Source organism: Streptomyces sp. NPDC007983, assembly GCF_042958345.1.
GTDB lineage: Bacteria > Actinomycetota > Actinomycetes > Streptomycetales > Streptomycetaceae > Streptomyces.
In genome coordinates this window covers 647,844-666,332 of the sequence record NZ_JBIBJI010000002.1, presented here as the reverse complement: position 1 = coordinate 666,332, position 18,489 = coordinate 647,844, and the positions used below count along the sequence as shown (strand labels likewise).

Annotated in this window: 19 protein-coding genes; 8 read left to right on the top strand and 11 right to left on the bottom strand. The window is 71.7% G+C overall.

Annotation, left to right across the window (positions count from 1 at the left end; genetic code table 11):
• Positions 1 to 4: 4 nt before the first annotated feature.
• Genes ACFZCY_RS07395 through coxB form a run of 3 tightly spaced genes read right to left on the bottom strand, consistent with a single transcriptional unit; the run spans position 5 to position 3,098 of the window.
• Complete coding sequence (locus ACFZCY_RS07395) at positions 5 to 403, bottom strand: cytochrome c oxidase subunit 4 (RefSeq protein ID WP_055556195.1); 399 nt, start codon at positions 401 to 403, stop codon at positions 5 to 7.
• Positions 400 to 2,139, bottom strand: a complete 1,740-nt coding sequence (gene ctaD / locus ACFZCY_RS07390) for a cytochrome c oxidase subunit I (RefSeq protein WP_391170049.1) — start codon at positions 2,137 to 2,139, stop codon at positions 400 to 402. Before ctaD ends, ACFZCY_RS07395 begins: the two co-directional genes overlap by 4 nt.
• Entirely contained in the window at positions 2,136 to 3,098 is a 963-nt protein-coding gene (coxB, locus tag ACFZCY_RS07385) for a cytochrome c oxidase subunit II (RefSeq protein ID WP_391170048.1), read from the bottom strand. Before coxB ends, ctaD begins: the two co-directional genes overlap by 4 nt.
• Positions 3,099 to 3,539: 441 nt before the next feature.
• Here coxB and ACFZCY_RS07380 point away from each other — a divergent pair, with 441 nt between their 5' ends.
• The gene (locus ACFZCY_RS07380; RefSeq protein ID WP_391170047.1) at positions 3,540 to 4,934 is read left to right on the top strand and encodes an aminotransferase class V-fold PLP-dependent enzyme; all 1,395 of its coding nucleotides are present in this window, start codon (positions 3,540 to 3,542) and stop codon (positions 4,932 to 4,934) included.
• A gap of 69 nt (positions 4,935 to 5,003) precedes the next feature.
• Here ACFZCY_RS07380 and ACFZCY_RS07375 read toward each other — a convergent pair whose 3' ends face one another.
• Positions 5,004 to 5,978: a PfkB family carbohydrate kinase gene (locus ACFZCY_RS07375; RefSeq protein WP_391170046.1), complete on the bottom strand. Its 975-nt coding sequence runs from the start codon at positions 5,976 to 5,978 to the stop codon at positions 5,004 to 5,006.
• Between the two features lie 160 nt (positions 5,979 to 6,138).
• Between ACFZCY_RS07375 and ACFZCY_RS07370 the strand changes: the two genes are divergently transcribed.
• Both ACFZCY_RS07370 and ACFZCY_RS07365 read left to right on the top strand, forming a co-directional pair.
• A complete protein-coding gene (locus ACFZCY_RS07370; protein ID WP_391170045.1) occupies positions 6,139 to 6,363 on the top strand; it encodes a hypothetical protein in 225 nt (74 codons plus the stop codon).
• 136 nt (positions 6,364 to 6,499) lie between these two features.
• Positions 6,500 to 7,951 carry a hypothetical protein gene (locus ACFZCY_RS07365; protein ID WP_391170044.1) on the top strand — a complete coding sequence of 484 codons (1,452 nt, stop codon included), beginning with the start codon at positions 6,500 to 6,502 and terminating at the stop codon, positions 7,949 to 7,951.
• 84 nt (positions 7,952 to 8,035) lie between these two features.
• Here ACFZCY_RS07365 and ACFZCY_RS07360 read toward each other — a convergent pair whose 3' ends face one another.
• Complete coding sequence (locus ACFZCY_RS07360; RefSeq protein WP_020871998.1) at positions 8,036 to 8,389, bottom strand: iron-sulfur cluster assembly accessory protein; 354 nt, start codon at positions 8,387 to 8,389, stop codon at positions 8,036 to 8,038.
• A gap of 225 nt (positions 8,390 to 8,614) precedes the next feature.
• Between ACFZCY_RS07360 and nadA the strand changes: the two genes are divergently transcribed.
• Positions 8,615 to 9,802: a quinolinate synthase NadA gene (nadA, locus tag ACFZCY_RS07355; protein WP_391170043.1), complete on the top strand. Its 1,188-nt coding sequence runs from the start codon at positions 8,615 to 8,617 to the stop codon at positions 9,800 to 9,802.
• A 19-nt stretch (positions 9,803 to 9,821) separates the two neighbouring features.
• Here the strand turns inward: nadA and ACFZCY_RS07350 are convergent, their stop codons facing one another.
• From ACFZCY_RS07350 to ACFZCY_RS07335, 4 genes are all read right to left on the bottom strand, one after another.
• Positions 9,822 to 10,499 (bottom strand): response regulator, encoded by a 678-nt coding sequence (locus tag ACFZCY_RS07350; RefSeq protein WP_391170042.1) that lies wholly within the window; start codon positions 10,497 to 10,499, stop codon positions 9,822 to 9,824.
• Positions 10,496 to 11,731, bottom strand: a complete 1,236-nt coding sequence (locus ACFZCY_RS07345) for a histidine kinase (RefSeq protein WP_391170041.1) — start codon at positions 11,729 to 11,731, stop codon at positions 10,496 to 10,498. The genes ACFZCY_RS07350 and ACFZCY_RS07345 overlap by 4 nt, the downstream gene beginning before the upstream one ends.
• 110 nt (positions 11,732 to 11,841) lie before the next feature.
• On the bottom strand, positions 11,842 to 12,120 hold the full coding sequence (locus ACFZCY_RS07340) for a hypothetical protein (RefSeq protein ID WP_361474463.1): 279 nt from the start codon (positions 12,118 to 12,120) through the stop codon (positions 11,842 to 11,844).
• A 46-nt stretch (positions 12,121 to 12,166) separates the two neighbouring features.
• Complete coding sequence (locus ACFZCY_RS07335; protein WP_391170040.1) at positions 12,167 to 12,952, bottom strand: PspA/IM30 family protein; 786 nt, start codon at positions 12,950 to 12,952, stop codon at positions 12,167 to 12,169.
• Positions 12,953 to 13,260: 308 nt separating this feature from the next.
• Between ACFZCY_RS07335 and ACFZCY_RS07330 the strand changes: the two genes are divergently transcribed.
• Together ACFZCY_RS07330 and ACFZCY_RS07325 are read left to right on the top strand one after the other, a co-directional pair.
• On the top strand, positions 13,261 to 13,857 hold the full coding sequence (locus ACFZCY_RS07330; protein WP_361474457.1) for a DUF3043 domain-containing protein: 597 nt from the start codon (positions 13,261 to 13,263) through the stop codon (positions 13,855 to 13,857).
• A gap of 80 nt (positions 13,858 to 13,937) precedes the next feature.
• Complete coding sequence (locus ACFZCY_RS07325; protein WP_391170420.1) at positions 13,938 to 14,648, top strand: methyltransferase domain-containing protein; 711 nt, start codon at positions 13,938 to 13,940, stop codon at positions 14,646 to 14,648.
• A gap of 59 nt (positions 14,649 to 14,707) precedes the next feature.
• On the opposite strand, the gene ACFZCY_RS07320 is transcribed toward ACFZCY_RS07325, so the two are convergent.
• Complete coding sequence (locus ACFZCY_RS07320; RefSeq protein ID WP_391170039.1) at positions 14,708 to 14,911, bottom strand: hypothetical protein; 204 nt, start codon at positions 14,909 to 14,911, stop codon at positions 14,708 to 14,710.
• Between the two features lie 149 nt (positions 14,912 to 15,060).
• Here ACFZCY_RS07320 and ACFZCY_RS07315 point away from each other — a divergent pair, with 149 nt between their 5' ends.
• Both ACFZCY_RS07315 and cobT read left to right on the top strand, forming a co-directional pair.
• Positions 15,061 to 16,275, top strand: coding sequence for a bifunctional adenosylcobinamide kinase/adenosylcobinamide-phosphate guanylyltransferase (locus tag ACFZCY_RS07315; protein WP_391170038.1), 1,215 nt, complete (start codon positions 15,061 to 15,063; stop codon positions 16,273 to 16,275).
• 383 nt (positions 16,276 to 16,658) lie between these two features.
• Positions 16,659 to 17,708, top strand: coding sequence for a nicotinate-nucleotide--dimethylbenzimidazole phosphoribosyltransferase (gene cobT, locus ACFZCY_RS07310; RefSeq protein WP_391170418.1), 1,050 nt, complete (start codon positions 16,659 to 16,661; stop codon positions 17,706 to 17,708).
• 7 nt (positions 17,709 to 17,715) lie between these two features.
• Here cobT and ACFZCY_RS07305 read toward each other — a convergent pair whose 3' ends face one another.
• Entirely contained in the window at positions 17,716 to 18,456 is a 741-nt protein-coding gene (locus ACFZCY_RS07305; RefSeq protein ID WP_391170037.1) for a hypothetical protein, read from the bottom strand.
• Positions 18,457 to 18,489 lie beyond the last annotated feature (33 nt).

The window sequence follows — 18,489 nt, the reverse complement described above, 5'->3', positions numbered from 1 at the left end:
ACCGCTACTGGTTCTGGTTCTCGCCGCGGTAGTACTCGAAGACCCACCCGAAGAGGCCGACCATGATGATCGGGGCCGAGAAGAACAGCAGCCACCAGCCGAAGACCACGCCCATGAAGGCCAGGGCGCCGCCGACGGCCAGGGACAGCGGCTGCCAGCTGTGCGGGGAGAAGAAGCCCAGCTCACCGGCGTCGTCGGCGACATCGGCGTCCTGGTTGTCCTGCGCCCCGACATCCACCCGGCGCGCGGTGAACGCCAGGTAGAAGCCGATCATGATGCTCAGCCCGAAGGCGAGGAACAGCGCCGTGGTGCCGGCGGGCTCCTTCGACCACACGCCGTAGACGATCGCCATCAGCAGGATGAAGACGGCGAGCCAGAGGAACATCCGGCCTTGGACCTTCACTTGCCGGCCTCCTTACCACCCGCGAGGGCCTTGTCGTCGTCGGCCGCACCCTGGTGCTCGAGCTGGTCGAGCGCCGCGATCTCGGGGTGGTGCAGGTCGAACGCCGGGGATTCGGAACGGATCCGCGGGAGGGTGAGGAAGTTGTGCCGCGGCGGCGGGCAGGAGGTGGCCCACTCCAGCGAGCGGCCGTAGCCCCACGGGTCGTCGACCTCGACCTTCTTGCCGTACTTGGCGGTCTTCCAGACGTTGTAGAGGAACGGCAGGATCGACAGGCCGAGCAGGAACGAGCTGATCGTGGAGATCGTGTTCAGCGCGGTGAAGCCGTCGGCCGCCAGGTAGTCGGCGTACCGGCGCGGCATGCCCTCGGCGCCCAGCCAGTGCTGCACCAGGAAGGTGCCGTGGAAGCCGATGAACAGCGTCCAGAAGGTGATCTTGCCGAGCTTCTCGTCCAGCATCTTGCCGGTCATCTTCGGCCACCAGAAGTGGAAGCCGGAGAACATCGCGAAGACCACGGTGCCGAAGACCACGTAGTGGAAGTGGGCCACCACGAAGTACGAGTCGGAGACGTGGAAGTCCATCGGCGGCGACGCCAGGATGACGCCGGTGAGACCACCGAAGGTGAAGGTGATGAGGAAGCCGACCGCCCAGAGCATCGGGGTCTCGAAGCTCAGCGAGCCCTTCCACATCGTGCCGATCCAGTTGAAGAACTTGATACCGGTCGGAACCGCGATCAGGAACGTCATGAAGGAGAAGAACGGCAGCAGCACCCCACCGGTGACGTACATGTGGTGCGCCCACACGGTCACCGACAGACCGGCGATGGAGATCGTCGCGGCGATCAGGGTGAAGTAACCGAACATCGGCTTGCGCGAGAAGACCGGGATGACCTCGGAAATGATCCCGAAGAACGGCAGCGCGATGATGTACACCTCTGGGTGTCCGAAGAACCAGAAGAGGTGTTGCCACAACAACGCCCCGCCGTTGGCCGCGTCGAAGACATGCGCCCCGAATTTACGATCCGCCTCCAGGGCGAACAGCGCGGCGGCCAGCACCGGGAAGGCCAGCAGGACCAGCACGGCGGTCAGCAGCACGTTCCAGGTGAAGATCGGCATGCGGAACATGGTCATGCCCGGAGCGCGCATGCAGATGATCGTGGTGATGAAGTTGACCGCACCGAGGATCGTGCCGAAGCCGGAGAAGGCCAGACCCATGATCCACATGTCGGCGCCGACGCCCGGCGAGCGGACCGCGTCCGACAGCGGCGAGTACGCGAACCAGCCGAAGTCGGCCGCGCCCTGCGGGGTCAGGAAGCCGCCCACCGCGATGAGCGAGCCGAAGAGGTACAGCCAGTACGCGAACATGTTCAGCCGCGGGAACGCCACATCGGGCGCGCCGATCTGCAGCGGCATGATCCAGTTCGTGAAGCCCGCGAACAGCGGGGTGGCGAACATCAGCAGCATGATCGTGCCATGCATGGTGAACGCCTGGTTGAACTGCTCGTTCGACATGATCTGGGTGCCGGGACGAGCCAGCTCGGCGCGCATGAAGAGCGCCATCAGTCCGCCGATGCAGAAGAACGCGAACGACGTGACCAGGTAGAGCGTGCCGATCGTCTTGTGGTCCGTGGTGGTCAGCCACTTGACGACGACATTGCCGGGCTGCTTGCGGCGCACCGGCAACTCATCCTCGTACGAGGCGGTTGCGTCGGCACCCTGGGGTTCGTTGAGGATGCTCACTGTGTCTTGGTCTCCGCGTTCTTGGCGGGGTCCGTCTGCGCGATGCCGGCCGGGATGTATCCCGTCTGGCCCTTCTTCGCCAGGTCCTTCAGGTGCTGCTGGTAGCGCTCCGGGGAAACGACCTTGACGTTGAAGAGCATCCGGGAGTGGTCGACGCCGCACAGCTCGGCACACTTGCCCTTGAAGGTGCCCTCGCGGTTCGGGGTGACCTCGAACCGGTTGGCATGGCCCGGGATGACGTCCATCTTCATCAGGAAGGGGACCACCCAGAACGAGTGGATGACATCGCGGGAGGTCAGGATGAATTCGACGGACTCACCCTTGGGCAGCCACAGGGTCGGACCCGGGTTGCCGTTCTGCGGATTCCGCTCGCCGGGGGTGCCGGTGTCGTAGACGCCCTCGGCGCCCTTGGGGACCGTGTCGAGCATCTTGTTCGGGATGGACGACACCTCCTTGGGGGTCGCCTTGGGGCTGGCCGGGTTCCCGTCCACGTTCTCCATGTAGTTGAAGCCCCAGCTCCACTGGTAGCCAACGACGTTGACTACGTGGTCGGGCTTCTTGGAGGTCTTGAGGAGTGCGTTCTCATCGCGCGCGGTGAAGTAGAACAACACCGAGACGATGATGATCGGGACCACGGTGTACAGCGCCTCGAGGGGCATGTTGTACCGGGTCTGCACCGGGACGTCGATCTTGGTCCTGGTCCGGCGGTGGAACATCACCGCCCACAGGATCAGGCCCCAGACCAGCACGCCCACGGCGAGTGCGGCCGCCCACGAGCCCTGCCACAGGGAGAGGATCCGCGGCGCCTCCTCCGTGGCGGGAGTGGGCATTCCGAGGCGGGGGAAGTCCTTGGATGTGCAACCGGTGGCGGTCGCCAGGACCGCGCCCGCGGCAAGCGCCTGCAGCAGCTTCCGCCGCACCGGGCGCCGCGACGAGCGGTCGGAGCCGTTGGGACTCACGTAGCGCCTTCCCGAGAGTCTCGCCCGCGCGGTCGGCCGCGGCCGTCATCTGGTCGGTCGCCGGCCCGGTGCGGGCAGGGGTTTGGATGTTTATGCGGACCAAACCCTACTGGACGCCATTTGGCGCTGCGCGGGGAGGGTGCCCAACGCGCCGGACCCCTCCCCGAAGGGGTGGCATCACCGCCGGAACACCCCGGAATTCCAGCGGAATGACCTGCTCCGCCAGCCTTTTCCGGGCCCGGGGGCGGCGCGGGGTGTGACCGGAGGGCGGCCGGGGTACAGGTGGTGCGGGCACCGCCCCGTTCGTGTGATGCCTCGCGTCGGCACGCCGTACGCCCGTGCGTGTCATGTGCGCATCCCCTATCGCGTCCTTATGGCTCGTTTTTCTTCGCGGGCTTTCTCCTGAGCCGTGCGGCGGGCGCAGCGGCTAGCGTTCTTCACGTGCCCTATTTCGACGCGGCCTCGTCCGCACCGCTGCATCCCGTGGCCCGGCAGGCGCTGCTCGCCGCCCTCGACGAGGGGTGGGCCGACCCGGCCCGGCTCCATCGCGAGGGGCGGCGCGCCCGGCTGCTGCTGGACGCCGCGCGGGAGACGGCCGCCGAGGCCGTCGGCTGCCGCCCGGACGAGCTGTCCTTCACCCCTTCGGGGACCCGCGCCCTGCACGACGGCATCGCCGGGGCGCTCGCCGGGCGCCGCCGGGCCGGGCGGCGTCTGATCGTCTCGGCCGTGGAGCACTCCGCGGTGTTCCAGGCCGCGGCGGCGCACGAGGCGTCCGGGGGCGCGGTCACCGAGGTCCCGGTGGACCGTACGGGCCGGGTCGCGCCGGACGCGTACGCGGCGGCCCTGCGCGAGGCCCCCGACGGTGTCGCGCTGGCCTGTCTGCAGTCGGCCAACCACGAGGTCGGCACGGTGCAGCCGGTGGACGCGGCGGCGGAGGCCTGCGCGGCGGACGGCGTGCCGCTGCTGGTGGACGCGGCCCAGTCGCTGGGCTGGGGCCCGGTGGAGGGCCGGTGGTCGCTGCTCACGGCGAGCGCCCACAAGTGGGGCGGCCCGCCGGGGGTCGGGCTCCTCGCGGTGCGCAAGGGCACGCGGTTCCGTCCGGCCCCGGTGGACGAGCGGGAGTCCGGCCGCGCCCCGGGCTTCGAGAACCTTCCGGCCATCGTCGCGGCCGCCGCCTCGCTGCGCGCCGTACGGGCCGAGGCCGCCGAGGAGGCGGAGCGGCTGCGGGGGCTGGTGGACCGCGTCCGGGCCCGGGTGCCGGAGTTGGTGCCGGACGTGGAGGTGGTCGGCGATCCGGAGCGGCGGCTGCCGCATCTGGTCACCTTCTCGTGTCTCTATGTCGACGGGGAGGCGCTGCTGCACGAGCTGGACCGCGCGGAGTTCTCGGTGTCGTCCGGTTCGTCGTGCACGTCGAGCACGCTGGTCCCCAGCCATGTGCTGCGGGCCATGGGGGTGCTGTCCGAGGGCAACATCCGGGTCTCGCTCCCGCGCGGCGCCTCGGGGACGGATGTGGACCGGTTCCTGGAGGTGCTGCCGGGGGTGGTGGCCGGGGTGCGCGAGCGCCTGGGCGCCCCGGCGCCGGGCGGCGCCGCCCCGGCCGCTGAGCCCGCCGCCGGTCTCGTCGTGGACTCGCTGGGCAAGCGGTGCCCGATCCCGGTGATCGAACTGGCCAAGGTCATCGGCGAGGTGCCGGTGGGCGGGGTGGTGACGGTGCTGTCCGACGACGAGGCGGCGCGGCTGGACATTCCGGCGTGGTGCGAGATGCGGGGGCAGACGTACGAGGGCGAGCGCCCCGCCGAGCGCGGCACGGCGTACCGGGTGCGGCGCCGTACGTGAGACGCACGTGGCGGCGGGACCGGAGGAACGTTCCCCCGGCCCCGCCGCCCGCGTGCCGTGCCGTGCCCGTCAGGCCAGGTGGTCGCTGATCTCGGCCGCCGCCTCGTGGCCGTAGGCCTTGGCGAAGCGCTCCATGAAGTGGCCGCGGCGCAGCTCGTACTCCTGCGTGCCGACCGTCTCGATGACGAGCGTCGCGAGCATGCAGCCCACCTGGGCGGCGCGCTCCAGCGGGAGGTCCCAGGACAGGCCGGAGAGGAAGCCCGCGCGGAAGGCGTCGCCGACGCCCGTCGGGTCGGCCTTCTGCTCCTCCTCCGCGCAGCCGACGACGATCGGCTCCTCGCCCTCGCGCTCTATCCGGACACCCTGGGCGCCCAGCGTGGTGATCCGGGTGCCGACCTTGGAGAGGATCTGCTCCGAGGTCCAGCCGGTCTTGGTCTCGATCAGCGCGGCCTCGTACTCGTTGGTGAAGAGGTACTTCGCGCCGCCCACCAGCACCCGGATGTCCTCGCCGTCCATGCGGGCGAGCTGCTGCGAGGGGTCGGCGGCGAACGGGATGCCGCGCGAGCGGCACTCCTCGGTGTGGCGGACCATCGCCTCCGGGTCGTCCGCGCCGATGAGCACCAGGTCGAGACCGCCGACCCGGTCGGCGACCGGCTGCAGCTCGATCTGGCGGGCCTCGCTCATCGCGCCGGTGTAGAAAGAGGCGATCTGGTTGTGGTCGTCGTCCGTGGTGCAGACGAAGCGCGCGGTGTGCTGCGTCCCGGAGATCCGGACGGACTGGGTGTCCACGCCGTGCCGGTCCAGCCAGGCACGGTATTCGGCGAAGTCCTCGCCGGCCGCGCCGACCAGGATCGGGCGCAGCCCGAGCGTCCCCATGCCGAAGCAGATGTTCGGGGCGACCCCGCCCCGGCGGACTTCGAGGGTGTCGACCAGGAAGGAGAGGGAGACCGTGTGCAGCTGGTCGGCGACCAGCTGATCGGCGAAGCGTCCGGGGAAGGTCATCAGATGGTCGGTGGCGATGGAGCCGGTGACGGCGATACGCACGAGAGCTGCTCCTGTTTCGGGGCGGCGGCGAAATCGGACGCTTCACGCTATCGGCTTCCCCGGCCGCTTACGAACGGGAGGAACTACCCGGTAGTAGGGCATACGGTGCGGAGATGACGGGGCGCGCGCCCGTGCGGGCCCCTTTCGACCGGGAGGCCCCATGCCGCAGCACGTCACCCCCGCCCAGACCGCCGCCGGGGCGATCGAGCCCGACTCCCTGGCCGAACTGCGCGGCTACGGGGCGCGGATGGCGCCGCACTGGGCGGTCCCGGTGGTCACCGTATCGCCTCCCGCCGCGCGCGTGTCCCCGTCGCGCATCCGCGGGATCACGGTCCCCGCCGCGTCCGCCGATCTGGTCGGCGGGATGTCCGACTACGGCGACTGAGAGCGGCGGCTGAGCACCGCGGCCGAAAGCGGCGGAAAGAACGGAAGGAACCAGCCGCCCCTTCACCCCGTCACATCGGCAACCCCCTCGCGAGGGCAAAACCGGACAACGTGAGCGGAGCCGAAGGAGTGAAACGGTGAGCACCGAGGAGACCGACACCCCGCAGACCCCCGAGGACGACCATCCGCGGCCGCGTCGGCGTTCCCGGCTGGCCGTCGTATCGGTGGCGGCCGCGGTGCTGGTCGCCGGTGGCGGCGGCGCCTACTGGGCCTCGACCGCGGCGAACGGCGGCGCCCGGGGCCCGGGCTCGGCGGACGGGTCCCCCCAGCCCCTCGCACTGGACGCGTACGCCGCCCCGGCGGGGCACGAGGGGATCGCAGTCGGCGAGCCCGATCCGCACGGCGGCGGCCGCTATGTGGTCGACGGAAAGCTGCCGGACGGACCCGATGAGGCGCCCGTCTACCGGACCGACGCCAAGGTCGCCAAGGCCGACGTGGCGCGGCTGGCGAAGGCCCTGGACGTCTCCGGCAGCCCCCGCGACGACCACGGCAACTGGAAGGTCGGCGGCGCGAAGGACGGCCGGGGCCCGGTGCTGCGGGTGAGCCAGAAGGGGCCGGGCAGCTGGTCGTACTCCCGCTTCGGTACGCCGGGCGGCGACACCTGCGTACACCCGCCGGGCGCGGGGCCGAAAACCGCCGACGAGCGCTGCCCGACCTACCGCGAGGGCGACAAGAAGACCGACAAGGCCGACGAGGCTGACAAGGCCGACAAGGCCGTGTCCGAGGAGAAGGCCGAGCGCGCCGCCGAGCCGGTGCTGAAGGCGCTCGGGCTGACGGAGGCGAAGCTCGACGCGAGCGGCCGCTACGGCGCCGTGCGCATGGTGAACGCGGACCCGGTGCTGGACAAGCTGCCCACCCAGGGCTGGACGACCAGTCTCCAGGTGGGCGCGGACGGCCGGCTGACCGGCGGGAACGGCGCGCTGTCGGCGCCGAAGGAGGGCGACAGCTATCCGCTGATCAGCGCGGAGCAGGCGCTGAAGAAGCTCAACGCCACGGCCCCCAGGAGCGGCGCGGGCGACTCCGGCAAGGTGACCGTGAAGTCGGTGACCTTCGGGCTGGCCGCGCACTCCGTGGAGGGGCGGCGGGCGCTGGTGCCGTCGTGGATCTTCAAGACGGAACCGACCGGGGCCAACGGCGTCGAGGCGACCCTCCCCTACCCGGCCGTGAAGCCGGAGTTCATCAAGAAGAAGGCGGACACCCGCGACGCCCCGGGCCAGGGCCGCAAGCACAGCGAGCCGGGCACCCCGGGGCGCGGCTCCAGGACCGACGACATCACCTCGTACAGCGCGAACGGGAAGACCCTGACGCTGCGCTTCTGGGGCGGGGTGTGCGACACCTACTCGGTCTCCGCCGACGAGACGCCGAAGCGGGTGACGGTTGAGATCGAGGGCAAGCCGAAGCATCCGGGCCAGGCGTGCATCCTCATGGCCAAGGAGATGACGAAGAAGGTCACGCTCGACAAGCCGCTGGACGGCCGTCAGGTCGTGGACAAGGCCACCGGCGAGAAGGTCCCGGCCCAGAAGAAGTAAGCCCGGAAGAAGTAGGCACCCCGCACACACGCCGGAGGCGGCGGGTCCGGATGGACCCGCCGCCTCCGTGTGCCGTGCTCGGGCCTAGCTGAAGGAGTCGCCGCAGGCGCAGGAGCCCGTGGCGTTCGGGTTGTCGATCGTGAAGCCCTGCTTCTCGATGGTGTCGACGAAGTCGATCGAGGCACCGCCCAGGTACGGGGCGCTCATCCGGTCGGTCACGACCTTGACGCCGCCGAAGTCCTTGACGACGTCTCCGTCGAGCGAGCGCTCGTCGAAGAAGAGCTGGTAGCGCAGGCCGGAGCAGCCACCGGGCTGGACGGCGACGCGCAGCGCGAGGTCGTCGCGGCCCTCCTGCTCCAGCAGGCTCTTGACCTTCGACGCGGCGGCGTCGGACAGGATGATGCCCTCGCTCGCGGTGGTCTCGTCCTGAACGGTCATCTGCTTCTCTCCCGGGTCGTACGGACTGCTTGCCGTCGGAACCAACCAACGGCACCCCGGATTCATTCCGGGCCCAGCGCATGTTCCTGGCTCTTCATGCTCGCACACAGGACCGGTGGACCGTAATGCGTCACATCGACGCGATGTCCATCGTCAATATGACGTGAAGGAGCTATGATAGATAGCGTCAAATTGACGATTAGGGTTCCGAGTGAAGAAAGAAGGGTGCGTGTTGTGACCACCGCCCAACCCCTCGACGTCCAGCCGACCCCGCTCGCGCTGCTGCTCCTCGGCCGTGACGCCGACCCCAGGAGCGAGCGCGGCGTGGAGTGCCCCGGCGACCTCCCCGCGCCCTCCGACCCGGACCTGGTGGCCCGCGCCCGGGCGGCCAAGGAGAAGCTCGGTGACAAGGTCTTCGTGCTCGGCCACCACTACCAGCGCGACGAGGTCATCGAATTCGCCGATGTCACCGGTGACTCCTTCAAGCTCGCCCGTGACGCGGCGGCCCGGCCGGACGCCGAGTACATCGTCTTCTGCGGTGTGCACTTCATGGCGGAATCCGCCGACATCCTGACCGGCGACGCCCAGCAGGTCGTCCTCCCCGACCTGGCGGCGGGCTGTTCGATGGCCGACATGGCCACCGCCGAGCAGGTCGCCGAATGCTGGGACGTGCTGACCGAGGCGGGCGTCGCCGAGGCGACGGTGCCCGTCTCGTACATGAACTCCTCCGCCGACATCAAGGCCTTCACCGGCCGCCACGGCGGCACGATCTGCACCTCCTCCAACGCCCGGCGCGCGCTGGACTGGGCCTTCCAGCAGGGGGAGAAGGTCCTGTTCCTGCCCGACCAGCACCTGGGCCGCAACACCGCGGTGCGGGACATGGGCATGTCGCTGGACGACTGCGTCGTCTACAACCCGCACAAGCCCGGCGGCGGGCTGACCACCGAGCAGCTGCGCACCGCCAAGATGATCCTGTGGCGCGGCCACTGCTCGGTGCACGGCCGCTTCTCGCTGGAGTCCGTGCGCGAGGTCCGCGAGCGCATACCGGGCGTCAATGTGCTGGTGCACCCCGAGTGCAAGCACGAGGTGGTCGCGGCTGCCGACCTGGTCGGCTCGACCGAATACATCATCAAGACCCTCGAGGCCGCCCCGCCCGGCAGCAAGTGGGCCATCGGCACCGAGCTGAACCTCGTCCGGCGGCTGGCGAACCGATTCGCCGCGGAGGACAAGGAGATCGTCTTCCTCGACAAGACGGTGTGCTTCTGCTCGACCATGAACCGGATCGACCTGCCGCACCTGGTGTGGACCCTGGAGTCGCTGGTCGCGGGCAAGGTCGTGAACCGCATCCAGGTCGACGCGGAGACCGAAGCCCACGCGAAGGCCGCGCTGGAGCGGATGCTGGCGCTCCCGTAGGTCCTCCTCCGCCCGGGGGTCACGCCCCCGGGCGGACCAGGCCCGTTTCGTACGCGATGACCACCAGCTGGGCCCGGTCCCGGGCGCCCAGCTTCGCCATCGCCCGGTTGACGTGCGTCTTCACGGTCAGCGGGCTGACCTCCAGGCGGCCGGCGATCTCGTCGTTGGAGTGGCCGCCGCCGACCTGGACCAGGACCTCGCGCTCGCGGCCCGTGAGGGCGTCCAGCCGGGAGGCGTCGTACGCGGCGTCGCCGGAGCCCGGGGCGCCCTGGGCCAGGAAGCGGGCGATCAGGCCCTTGGTGGCGGCCGGGGAGAGCAGTGCCTCGCCCGCCGCGGCGATGCGGATCGCGGAAAGCAGCTCGCCGGGTTCGGCGCCCTTGCCGAGGAAGCCGCTCGCCCCGGCCCGCAGCGAGTCCACCACGTACTCGTCGACCTCGAAGGTGGTCAGCATGACCACCCGGACGTCCGAGAGCCGCGGATCCTCGCTGATCATGCGGGTGGCGGCGAGCCCGTCCGTGCCGGGCATGCGGATGTCCATCAGCACCACGTCGGCGCCCTTGGCCCGCACGATCTCGACCGCCTCGGCGCCGTCCGACGCCTCCCCCACCACCTCCATGTCGGGCTCCGAATCGACCAGTATCCGGAACGCGCTGCGCAGCAGCGTCTGGTCGTCGGCGAGCAACACCTTGATCGTCATGACTCCCCTCCCCTGCGGGTCTGCAGGGGAAGTGTCGCCCGTACCTGGAAGCCGCCCTCGGGGCGGGGTCCCGCCTCACAGGTGCCGCGCAGCGCGGCGACCCGTTCGCGCATCCCCAGCAGCCCGTGTCCGCCGCCGGCGTCGTCGGCCGGGGTTCCGACGCCGTCGTCCCGGACCGTGATCTCCAGCGCGCCGTGCGTGCGGACGATACGGACCTCGGCCTTGACCTCGGGCCCGGCGTGCTTGTGCACATTGGTCAGCGCCTCCTGGACGACCCGGTACGCGGTGAGGTCCACCGAACCGGCGAGCGTCCCGAGGCCCTCCCGTGGGTGCGCCTCGACCTCGACCCGCATCCCGGCCCGTACGAACCCGTCCACGAGCTGGTCGAGGACGCCGAGGCCCGGCGCGGGCTCGGTGGGGGCGGCAGGGTCGCCGTACTGCCGGAGCAGACCGACGGTGGCGCGCAGCTCGTCCAGCGCCGAGCGGCTGGCCTGGCGTACGTGCGCGAGCGCCTCCTTGGCCTGGTCCGGGCGGTTGTCCATGACGTGCGAGGCGACCCCGGCCTGGACGTTGACCAGCGCGATGTGGTGCGCGACGACATCGTGCAGCTCGCGGGCGATCCGCAGCCGCTCCTCGGCGACCCTGCGCCGGGCCTCCTCCTCGCGGGTGCGCTCGGCCCGCTCGGCCCGCTCCTCGATCGCGGCGATGAAGGCGCGGCGGCTGCGGACGGCGTCGCCCACGGCGGCGGCGAGCCCGGTCCAGGCGAAGATGCCCCAGTTCTCCTGCGCGTACCAGGGGGTGAGCCCGAACAGCATCCCGGTGCCGGTGAGCAGCACGGCCGTGACGGCGCCGATCCGCCAGGTGGTGGACCGGTCGGTGCGCGCGGCGACGGTGTAGAGCGCGACCACGACCCCGAACACGATCGAGGTGCGCGGCGGCCCCTGGTCGTTGGTGACGATCTCGATGACGCTGATCGCGCAGGTGAACGCCAGCACCGCGCGCGGCAGCTCGCGGCGCAGGACGAGCGACGCCGAGGAGAGGGTGGCCAGCAGCCCGAAGAAGACACCGATGTGCTGGTGCTCGTGCAGATGCGGGTTGGACGCCGCGCCGATCAGGATCAGGGCGAGGCAGCCGAGGGCCACCAGGGTGTCCAGGGCGCGTGGATGGGCGGCCAGCCAGCGGTGCGGACGGGCCAGGCCAGGCCCGACGGCGAGGGGAGTCACGGGATCCAACGGTAAACGCCACGCCCGGCCGCTTCGGCGGCGTCCTGCCCCCACGCCTCGTACGGCATCGCTGGGATCCGCTGTGACCTGGGACGGCGCACGGTCTGCGGGCACGGTGCTCAGCCCGGGATGAGGCCGTCGTCCTTGAGCATCGCCTTGACTTCCTCCAGCGTCGCCTCCGGGGCGGGCAGGATCAGCCCCGATGGTTCCAGCGCGTCCGCGGGCAGCGGCTCGCCGGCCGAGCGCACCGCGTCGAGGAGCGCGCCGAGCGTGCGCCGGAAGGCGTCATGGTCGCCGCCTTCGATGGCGGCGAGCAGATCGTCGTCCAGCTGGTTGAGTCCGGGCAGATGGCTGTCGTCCACCCGCATCTGCCCCTCCCCCATGATCCGTACGATCATGACGACCTCCTTGGGACGCCGGAGACCACGCCCGGGCGAGGGGCGGCTACTGCTTGTCGAACTTGTGCTGGTCCTGCGACTGCTGCGACTGCCCCTGGCCGCCGCTCTCGATCGCCTGCTGCGAGCCACCACCGGACAGCTCGGCCTTCATCCGCTGCAGCTCCAGCTCGACATCCGTGCCGCCGGAGATCCGGTCCAGCTCGGCCGCGATGTCGTCCTTGGCCATCCCGGACTGGTCGTCGAGCGCGCCGGAGGCCAGCAGCTCGTCGATCGCGCCCGCGCGGGCCTGGAGCTGCGCGGTCTTGTCCTCGGCGCGCTGGATCGCCATGCCGACGTCGCCCATCTCCTCGGAGATGCCGGAGAACGCCTCGCCGATCCGGGTCTGCGCCTGGGCCGCGGTGTAGGTGGCCTTGATGGTCTCCTTGCGGGTGCGGAACGCGTCGACCTTGGCCTGCAGCCGCTGCGCGGCCAGGGTGAGCTTCTCCTCCTCGCCCTGCAGCGTCTGGTGCTGCGTCTCCAGGTCGGTGACCTGCTGCTGCAGCGCGGCACGGCGGGACAGCGCTTCGCGCGCCAGGTCCTCCCGGCCGAGCGCGAGCGCCTTGCGGCCCTGCTCCTCCAGCTTGGCGGACTGGCCCTGCAACTGGTTCAGCTGCAGCTCCAGGCGCTTGCGGGAAGTGGCCACGTCGGCCACCCCGCGCCGCACCTTCTGCAGCAGCTCCAGCTGCTTCTGGTACGAGTAGTCCAGGGTCTCGCGCGGGTCCTCGGCCCGGTCCAGGGCCTTGTTGGCCTTCGCGCGGAAGATCATCCCCATACGCTTCATGACACCGCTCATGGGCCTCGCGCGCCCCCTTCTGACGGACTTGTGACACCGGCACACCCAACAGACCCAGCCTACGGGCCCTGCTTCCATTACCGCACTGTTCCGTCCGTCCCGCGCTCCTCCTCCAGAACGATCGCGGTCCGGGCGCCTCCGGCGCAGGGAGGAGCGCGACCACTCCGGCACCCCCGCCCGCCCCGCCCGGCTTGTCCGGTTGGCCGTGATTCGCCGCGGCTTCACCGCGGCTCACCGCGGAAAGCGGTTGCCGGATCTTTCCCCCTGACGCTGGGGCCCACACCCGGCAACCCGTACCCTTGGGCTTTGTGTTCCGAAGCCGTTCCAAGGATGAGCAGGCCGCCACCGCCAAGGTGACCGCGGGCCAGCCGCAGCAGCCCCGTGACCCTCAGGCGCCCAAGGGCCGCCCCACACCCAAGCGCAGCGCGTCGCAGTCGCAGCGCCGCAGCCTGGCGAATACGCCGACCAACCGCAAGGACGCCGCCAAGCGGCAGCGGGAGGCCCGGCGCTCCGACCTGGCGCGTCAGCGCGAAGCCCTGGCGGGGGGTGACGAGCGCTACCTCCCGGCCCGCGACAAGGGTCCGGTGCGCCGGTTCGCCCGTGACTTCGTGGACTCGCGATTCGTCATCGCCGAGTTCTTCCTGCCGCTCGCCGTGCTGATCATGGTGCTCAGCATGATCCAGGCCGGTGCCATGCAGAGCTATGTGCTGCTGCTGTGGATGGTCGTCATCGTGCTGATCGTTTTGAACTCGTTCGTGATCGCCTTCCAGCTCAAGCGGCAGCTGCGCCAGAAGTTCCCCGACGGGAACACCAAGGGCGCCATCGCGTACGCCCTCATGCGCACCCTCCAGATGCGCCGGCTGCGCCTGCCCAAGCCGCAGGTCAAGCGCGGAGAGCGGCCCTGAGCGGGACCTCCGGCTTCGCCGGAGGGGCGGCCGGCTGGCTCGGTGGCCTCGGGGGGTTACGGAACACGGTCCGGCAGGCCCTGGTCGCCCATCAGCTCGATGAGCAGATCACCTCGCGGTTCCGGTTCGACCAGCGCCTGAAGGTCCTCGACGTCGGCCCCGGCCAGGGCACCCAGGCACTGCGATTAGCCCGCGCGGGCCATGAGGTGACAGGGCTCGAATCCGATCCGGCGATGCTGGAGGCGGCCCGTACCGCCCTGGCCGACGAGCCCGAGGGCATCCGGCAGCGGGTGCGGCTGCTGGAGGGCGACGGCCGCGACACCGGGGCGCACTTCCTGCCCGGCGCCTTCGACGTGGTGCTGTGCCACGGGGTGCTGATGTACGTGGCCGAACCGGACCCGCTGCTCGCCGGGCTGGCCCGGGTCCTCGCCCCCGGCGGACTGCTCTCGCTCCTGGTGCGCAACGCCGACGCGCTCGCGATGCGGCCGGGGCTGGCCGGTGACTGGAGCACCGCGCTCAGCTCGTTCGACTCCCCGACGTACACCAATCGCCTCGGGCTCCAGGTGCGCGCCGACCGGCGCGAGGAGCTGACCACCACGCTCACCGCGATCGGGGCGCCCCTGCACGCCTGGTACGGGGTGCGGGTCTTCACCGACCAGGCCCCCGACGCCGCTGAGCCCCCGCCGTCCCCCGAGTGGGACCGGCTGCTGGCCGCCGAGGAGCGGGCCGGGCGCACCGACCCCTACCGCTCGGTGGCGGCGCTGCTGCACCTGTGCGGGGTGCGCGGCTGAGGCCGACGGATGGGCGGCGCCCTCCCGGCGCCGCCACCGCCCCCGCTCCCTGTGGTCGGCTACTCCGCCTGCAGGCTCATCGGGCCGTAGATCTTCGACCCGTCCTCGAAGAGCGTGACCTGTTCCGCCCCGCCCTCCAGGAGCGCCTTCCACTCCTCACCGATCCACGACTCCGCGTCCCCCTGGGTCGGGAACTCCTCGGGCTGCACCGCGGGCGCCGTCTCCGTCCCGTCGGACTTCTCGAACCGCCACGTCCAGGCCATGTTCGCCTCCTCCATCCCACCGGTCCACACGTGATGTCTGCCCGCAGCCTAGGCGACTGATCACTCCGTACGGCTCCGAACAGATCGGTACGTCTCCGCGGAGGGTGACCCGGCGCGCCCGCCCCGCGGGGACGCGAGACGATCGGGGCGTGGAACTCACTCTTCTGGGCACCGGGGCCCCCGACGGACTGCCGCGCCACGGCTGTCCCTGCGCGGCCTGCGCGACCGCCGTCGGCGACGAGGCGCGGGCGGCGACGGCACTTCTGATCGACAGCGCGCTGCTCCTCGACCTCACCCCCGGCGCCGCCTTCGCGGCGGCGCGGGCCGGATACTCGCTGGTCGGGGTGCGGCAGGTGCTGCTGTCTCATCCGCACGCGGGCCCCGCCGTCGAGTTCCCGGCCGGGCTCCCGGCGCCGGGGCGGGTCCCGGACGGGCGCGAACTGTCCCTGATCAGCGGGCACCGGGTGCGGGCGGTCGCCCTGGACTCGCCCGGTACGGGGTACGAGGTGACCGGGCCCGACGGCACCCGCCTGCTGTATCTGCCGCCGGGCGGCGCCCCGTCCGGGCTGTCCGGGCCGTCCGGGCCCGGGCACGCCGAGCCGTACGACATGGTGGTGCTCGACGTACTCGGCCGCCCGGACGCGCTGGCCCGGCTCCGGTCGTCCGGCGCCGTGGGGGCCACCACCGATGTCGTGGCCGTCCACATCGACCACACCGTGCCCCCCGGCGCCGAGTTGCACCGCCGCCTCGCCACGGCGGGCGCGCGGACCGTCCCGGACGGCAGCACGCTGAACGTCGGCGAGTACCACGAGGTGCCGGACCTGCCGCGGCGCACCCTGGTGCTGGGCGGGGCGCGCTCCGGCAAGTCCCTCGAAGCGGAACGGCGGCTGGCCGCCTTCCCCGACGTGCTGTACGTGGCCACCGGCGGCACCCGCGACGGCGACCGGGAGTGGGCCGCCCGCATCGCCGCCCACCGCGACCGGCGGCCCGGCTCGTGGCGTACCGCCGAGACCTGCGACCTGGTGCCGCTGCTCGCGGAGGGCGGCGCGCCGCTGCTGATCGACTGTCTGGCGCTGTGGCTCACCGACGCGATGGACTCGGTCGGCGCCTGGGATGACGAGAAGTGGTCCCACGGCGGTGAACGCGCCCTCCACGAACGGGTCGCCGCCCTCGTCGCTGCCGTGCGGTCGACGGAGCGGACGGTGGTGGCGGTCAGCAACGAGGTCGGCGCCGGGGTGGTCCCCGCGACGGCGGCGGGGCGCCGCTTCCGGGACGAACTGGGGCGGCTGAACGCGGCGTTCGCGGGCGAGTGCGAGCAGGTGCTGCTGGTGGTGGCGGGCCAGCCCCTCCCGCTCCGCGGCTGAGGCGGGGGCCCTTCCCCCACCCCGCCCCTCCCCGAAACCGGGGCTCCGCCCCGGCCCCCCGCTTGGGGGCTCCGCCCCCAAACCCCCGCTCCTCAAACGCCGGAGGGGCTGGAGGTGGGGCACCACCGCCCGGCCCCCGGTCGGCCGCGCCCCCGATTTCCGCTCCTCAAAAGGGCCCCAGCTACCGCTGGGCAGGCGGCCGAGCCGCCGGGGGGCCGGGGGTATCCCCCGGATTCGGGAAGGGGCGGGGCAGGGGACAGAACCCGCTCGCCTCGGCTCGGCGGTGGGCAGGCGGCCGAGCCGCTGGGGCCCGGGGTGGGCTCTTCGTGGGGCGTGGGCCCCAACAGCGCATGGCCGGTAGGGTTCACGCCGTGAGCAGCGGCCTGAATCTCGATGACTTCGTCGACCTGATCGAGCGCCCCGACGGGGGCATACGACGTGACGCCGAGGAGCGGCGGGAGCGGCTGGTGCCGCCGCCCGGGGCGCTCGGGCGGCTGGACGAGCTGGGTGAGTGGCTGGCCGCCGCTCAGCAGCAGGTGCCCGTCAAGCCCATCGAGCGGCCCCGGGTGGTGCTGTTCGCGGGCGACCACGGCATCGCGGAGCTCGGCGTCTCCGCCCGCCCCGCGGGAAGCGCCCACCGGCTCGTCCGGGCCGTGATCGACGGCGAGAGCAGCGTCGCCGTGCTCGCCCGCCGGTTCGGCGTACCCGTCCGCGTCGTCGACATGGCACTGGACTGCGACCCCGCCGAGCTGCCCGCGGAGGTCACCCGGCACCGGGTGCGCCGGGGTTCGGGGCGGCTCGACATCGAGGACGCGCTGACCGCCGAGGAGGCCGAGCAGGCGTTCCGTACGGGCATGGCCATCGCCGACGAGGAGGCCGACGCGGGGACGGACCTGGTGGTCCTCGGCGACCTCAGCGTGGGCGGCACCACCGCCGCGGCCACGCTCACCGCCGCGCTGTGCGGCACGGACGCGTCCGTGGTGACCGGGCGCGGCGGGGCCGGGATCGACGATCTGGCGTGGATGCGCAAGTGCGCGGCGATCCGTGACGGGCTGCGCCGGGCCCGCCCGGTCCTCGGCGACCAGCTTCAGCTGCTGGCCACGGTCGGCGGCGCGGACCTCACCGCGATCACCGGCTTTCTGCTCCAGAGCGCGGTGCGCCGCACTCCCGTGATCCTGGACGGCGTCGTCTCGGCGGCCTGTGCCCTGGTTGCCCAGCGGGTGGCGTTCCGTGCGCCGGACTGGTGGCTGGCGGGCCAGGCGAGCGGCGAACCGGCGCAGGAGAAGGCGCTCGACCGGATCGCGCTCACCCCGCTGATGGACCACGGCGTCACCGTGGGCGAGGGCGCGGGGGCCCTGCTGGCGCTGCCGCTGGTCCAGGCGGCCGCGGCGCTCGCGGGGGAACTGCCCGAGCGCGAGCCCGAAAAGGACTGACAGACGCTCAGGACGGTTCGGAGAAGCCGCCGATCCAGTCCTGGAGCCTGCGCCGCAGCCTGTTCCAGCGCGCGTCGTGGCGGGCGGCCCGGCGGCGGGCCCGCGCCAGGGCGCGCGGCCGGTGGCGGTAGACGCGGCGCGCCCACGGCGATCCGGGGCGCGCCAGCCGTACGGCGCCGACGATCGCCACCAGCGGCACCAGCACCCCGATCACCGCGACCCGCAGCTTGCCCTTGACGAGGGCCAGCAGGGCGAAGCCGAAGTTGACGGAGACCTCCGCGACCACCGCCCCGCGGTCGCCGCGCTCGGCGTCCGACACCTCGTTCACCCCGAACGGCAGGAAGCCGCTGAGCACGAGGGCGACCAGGGCCGCGGTGACCACGACGACCTCGACGCTCTGTCTGCCCTGCTCGGACCAGTAGACGTCGTGCAGATGGAGAATCAGCGCGAACTCGTCCAGCACCAGGCCCGCGCCCACCCCGAAGAGCACCGCCGAGACCGCCGCGCCCACCCCGTGCCGTCCGCTCCCGACCGCGCCGAAGCCGCCGATGACGATCAGCACGACGCCGGGCACCACATGGTGGATGTGCGTCCCGTCGGAGGAGACGTCGTGGAACGGGCCCTTGCCCGCCCTGATCAGCCGGGTGATGGTGCGCGTGATCACGAACGAGAGGATGAACGAGGCCAGCGCGAGGAGCAGTGGCAGCTTGCCGGGCTCGACGATGTTGCGTTCCCACCAATGGCCCATGGCCCGTCAGCGTCGCGCGATACTCTGCGGCGC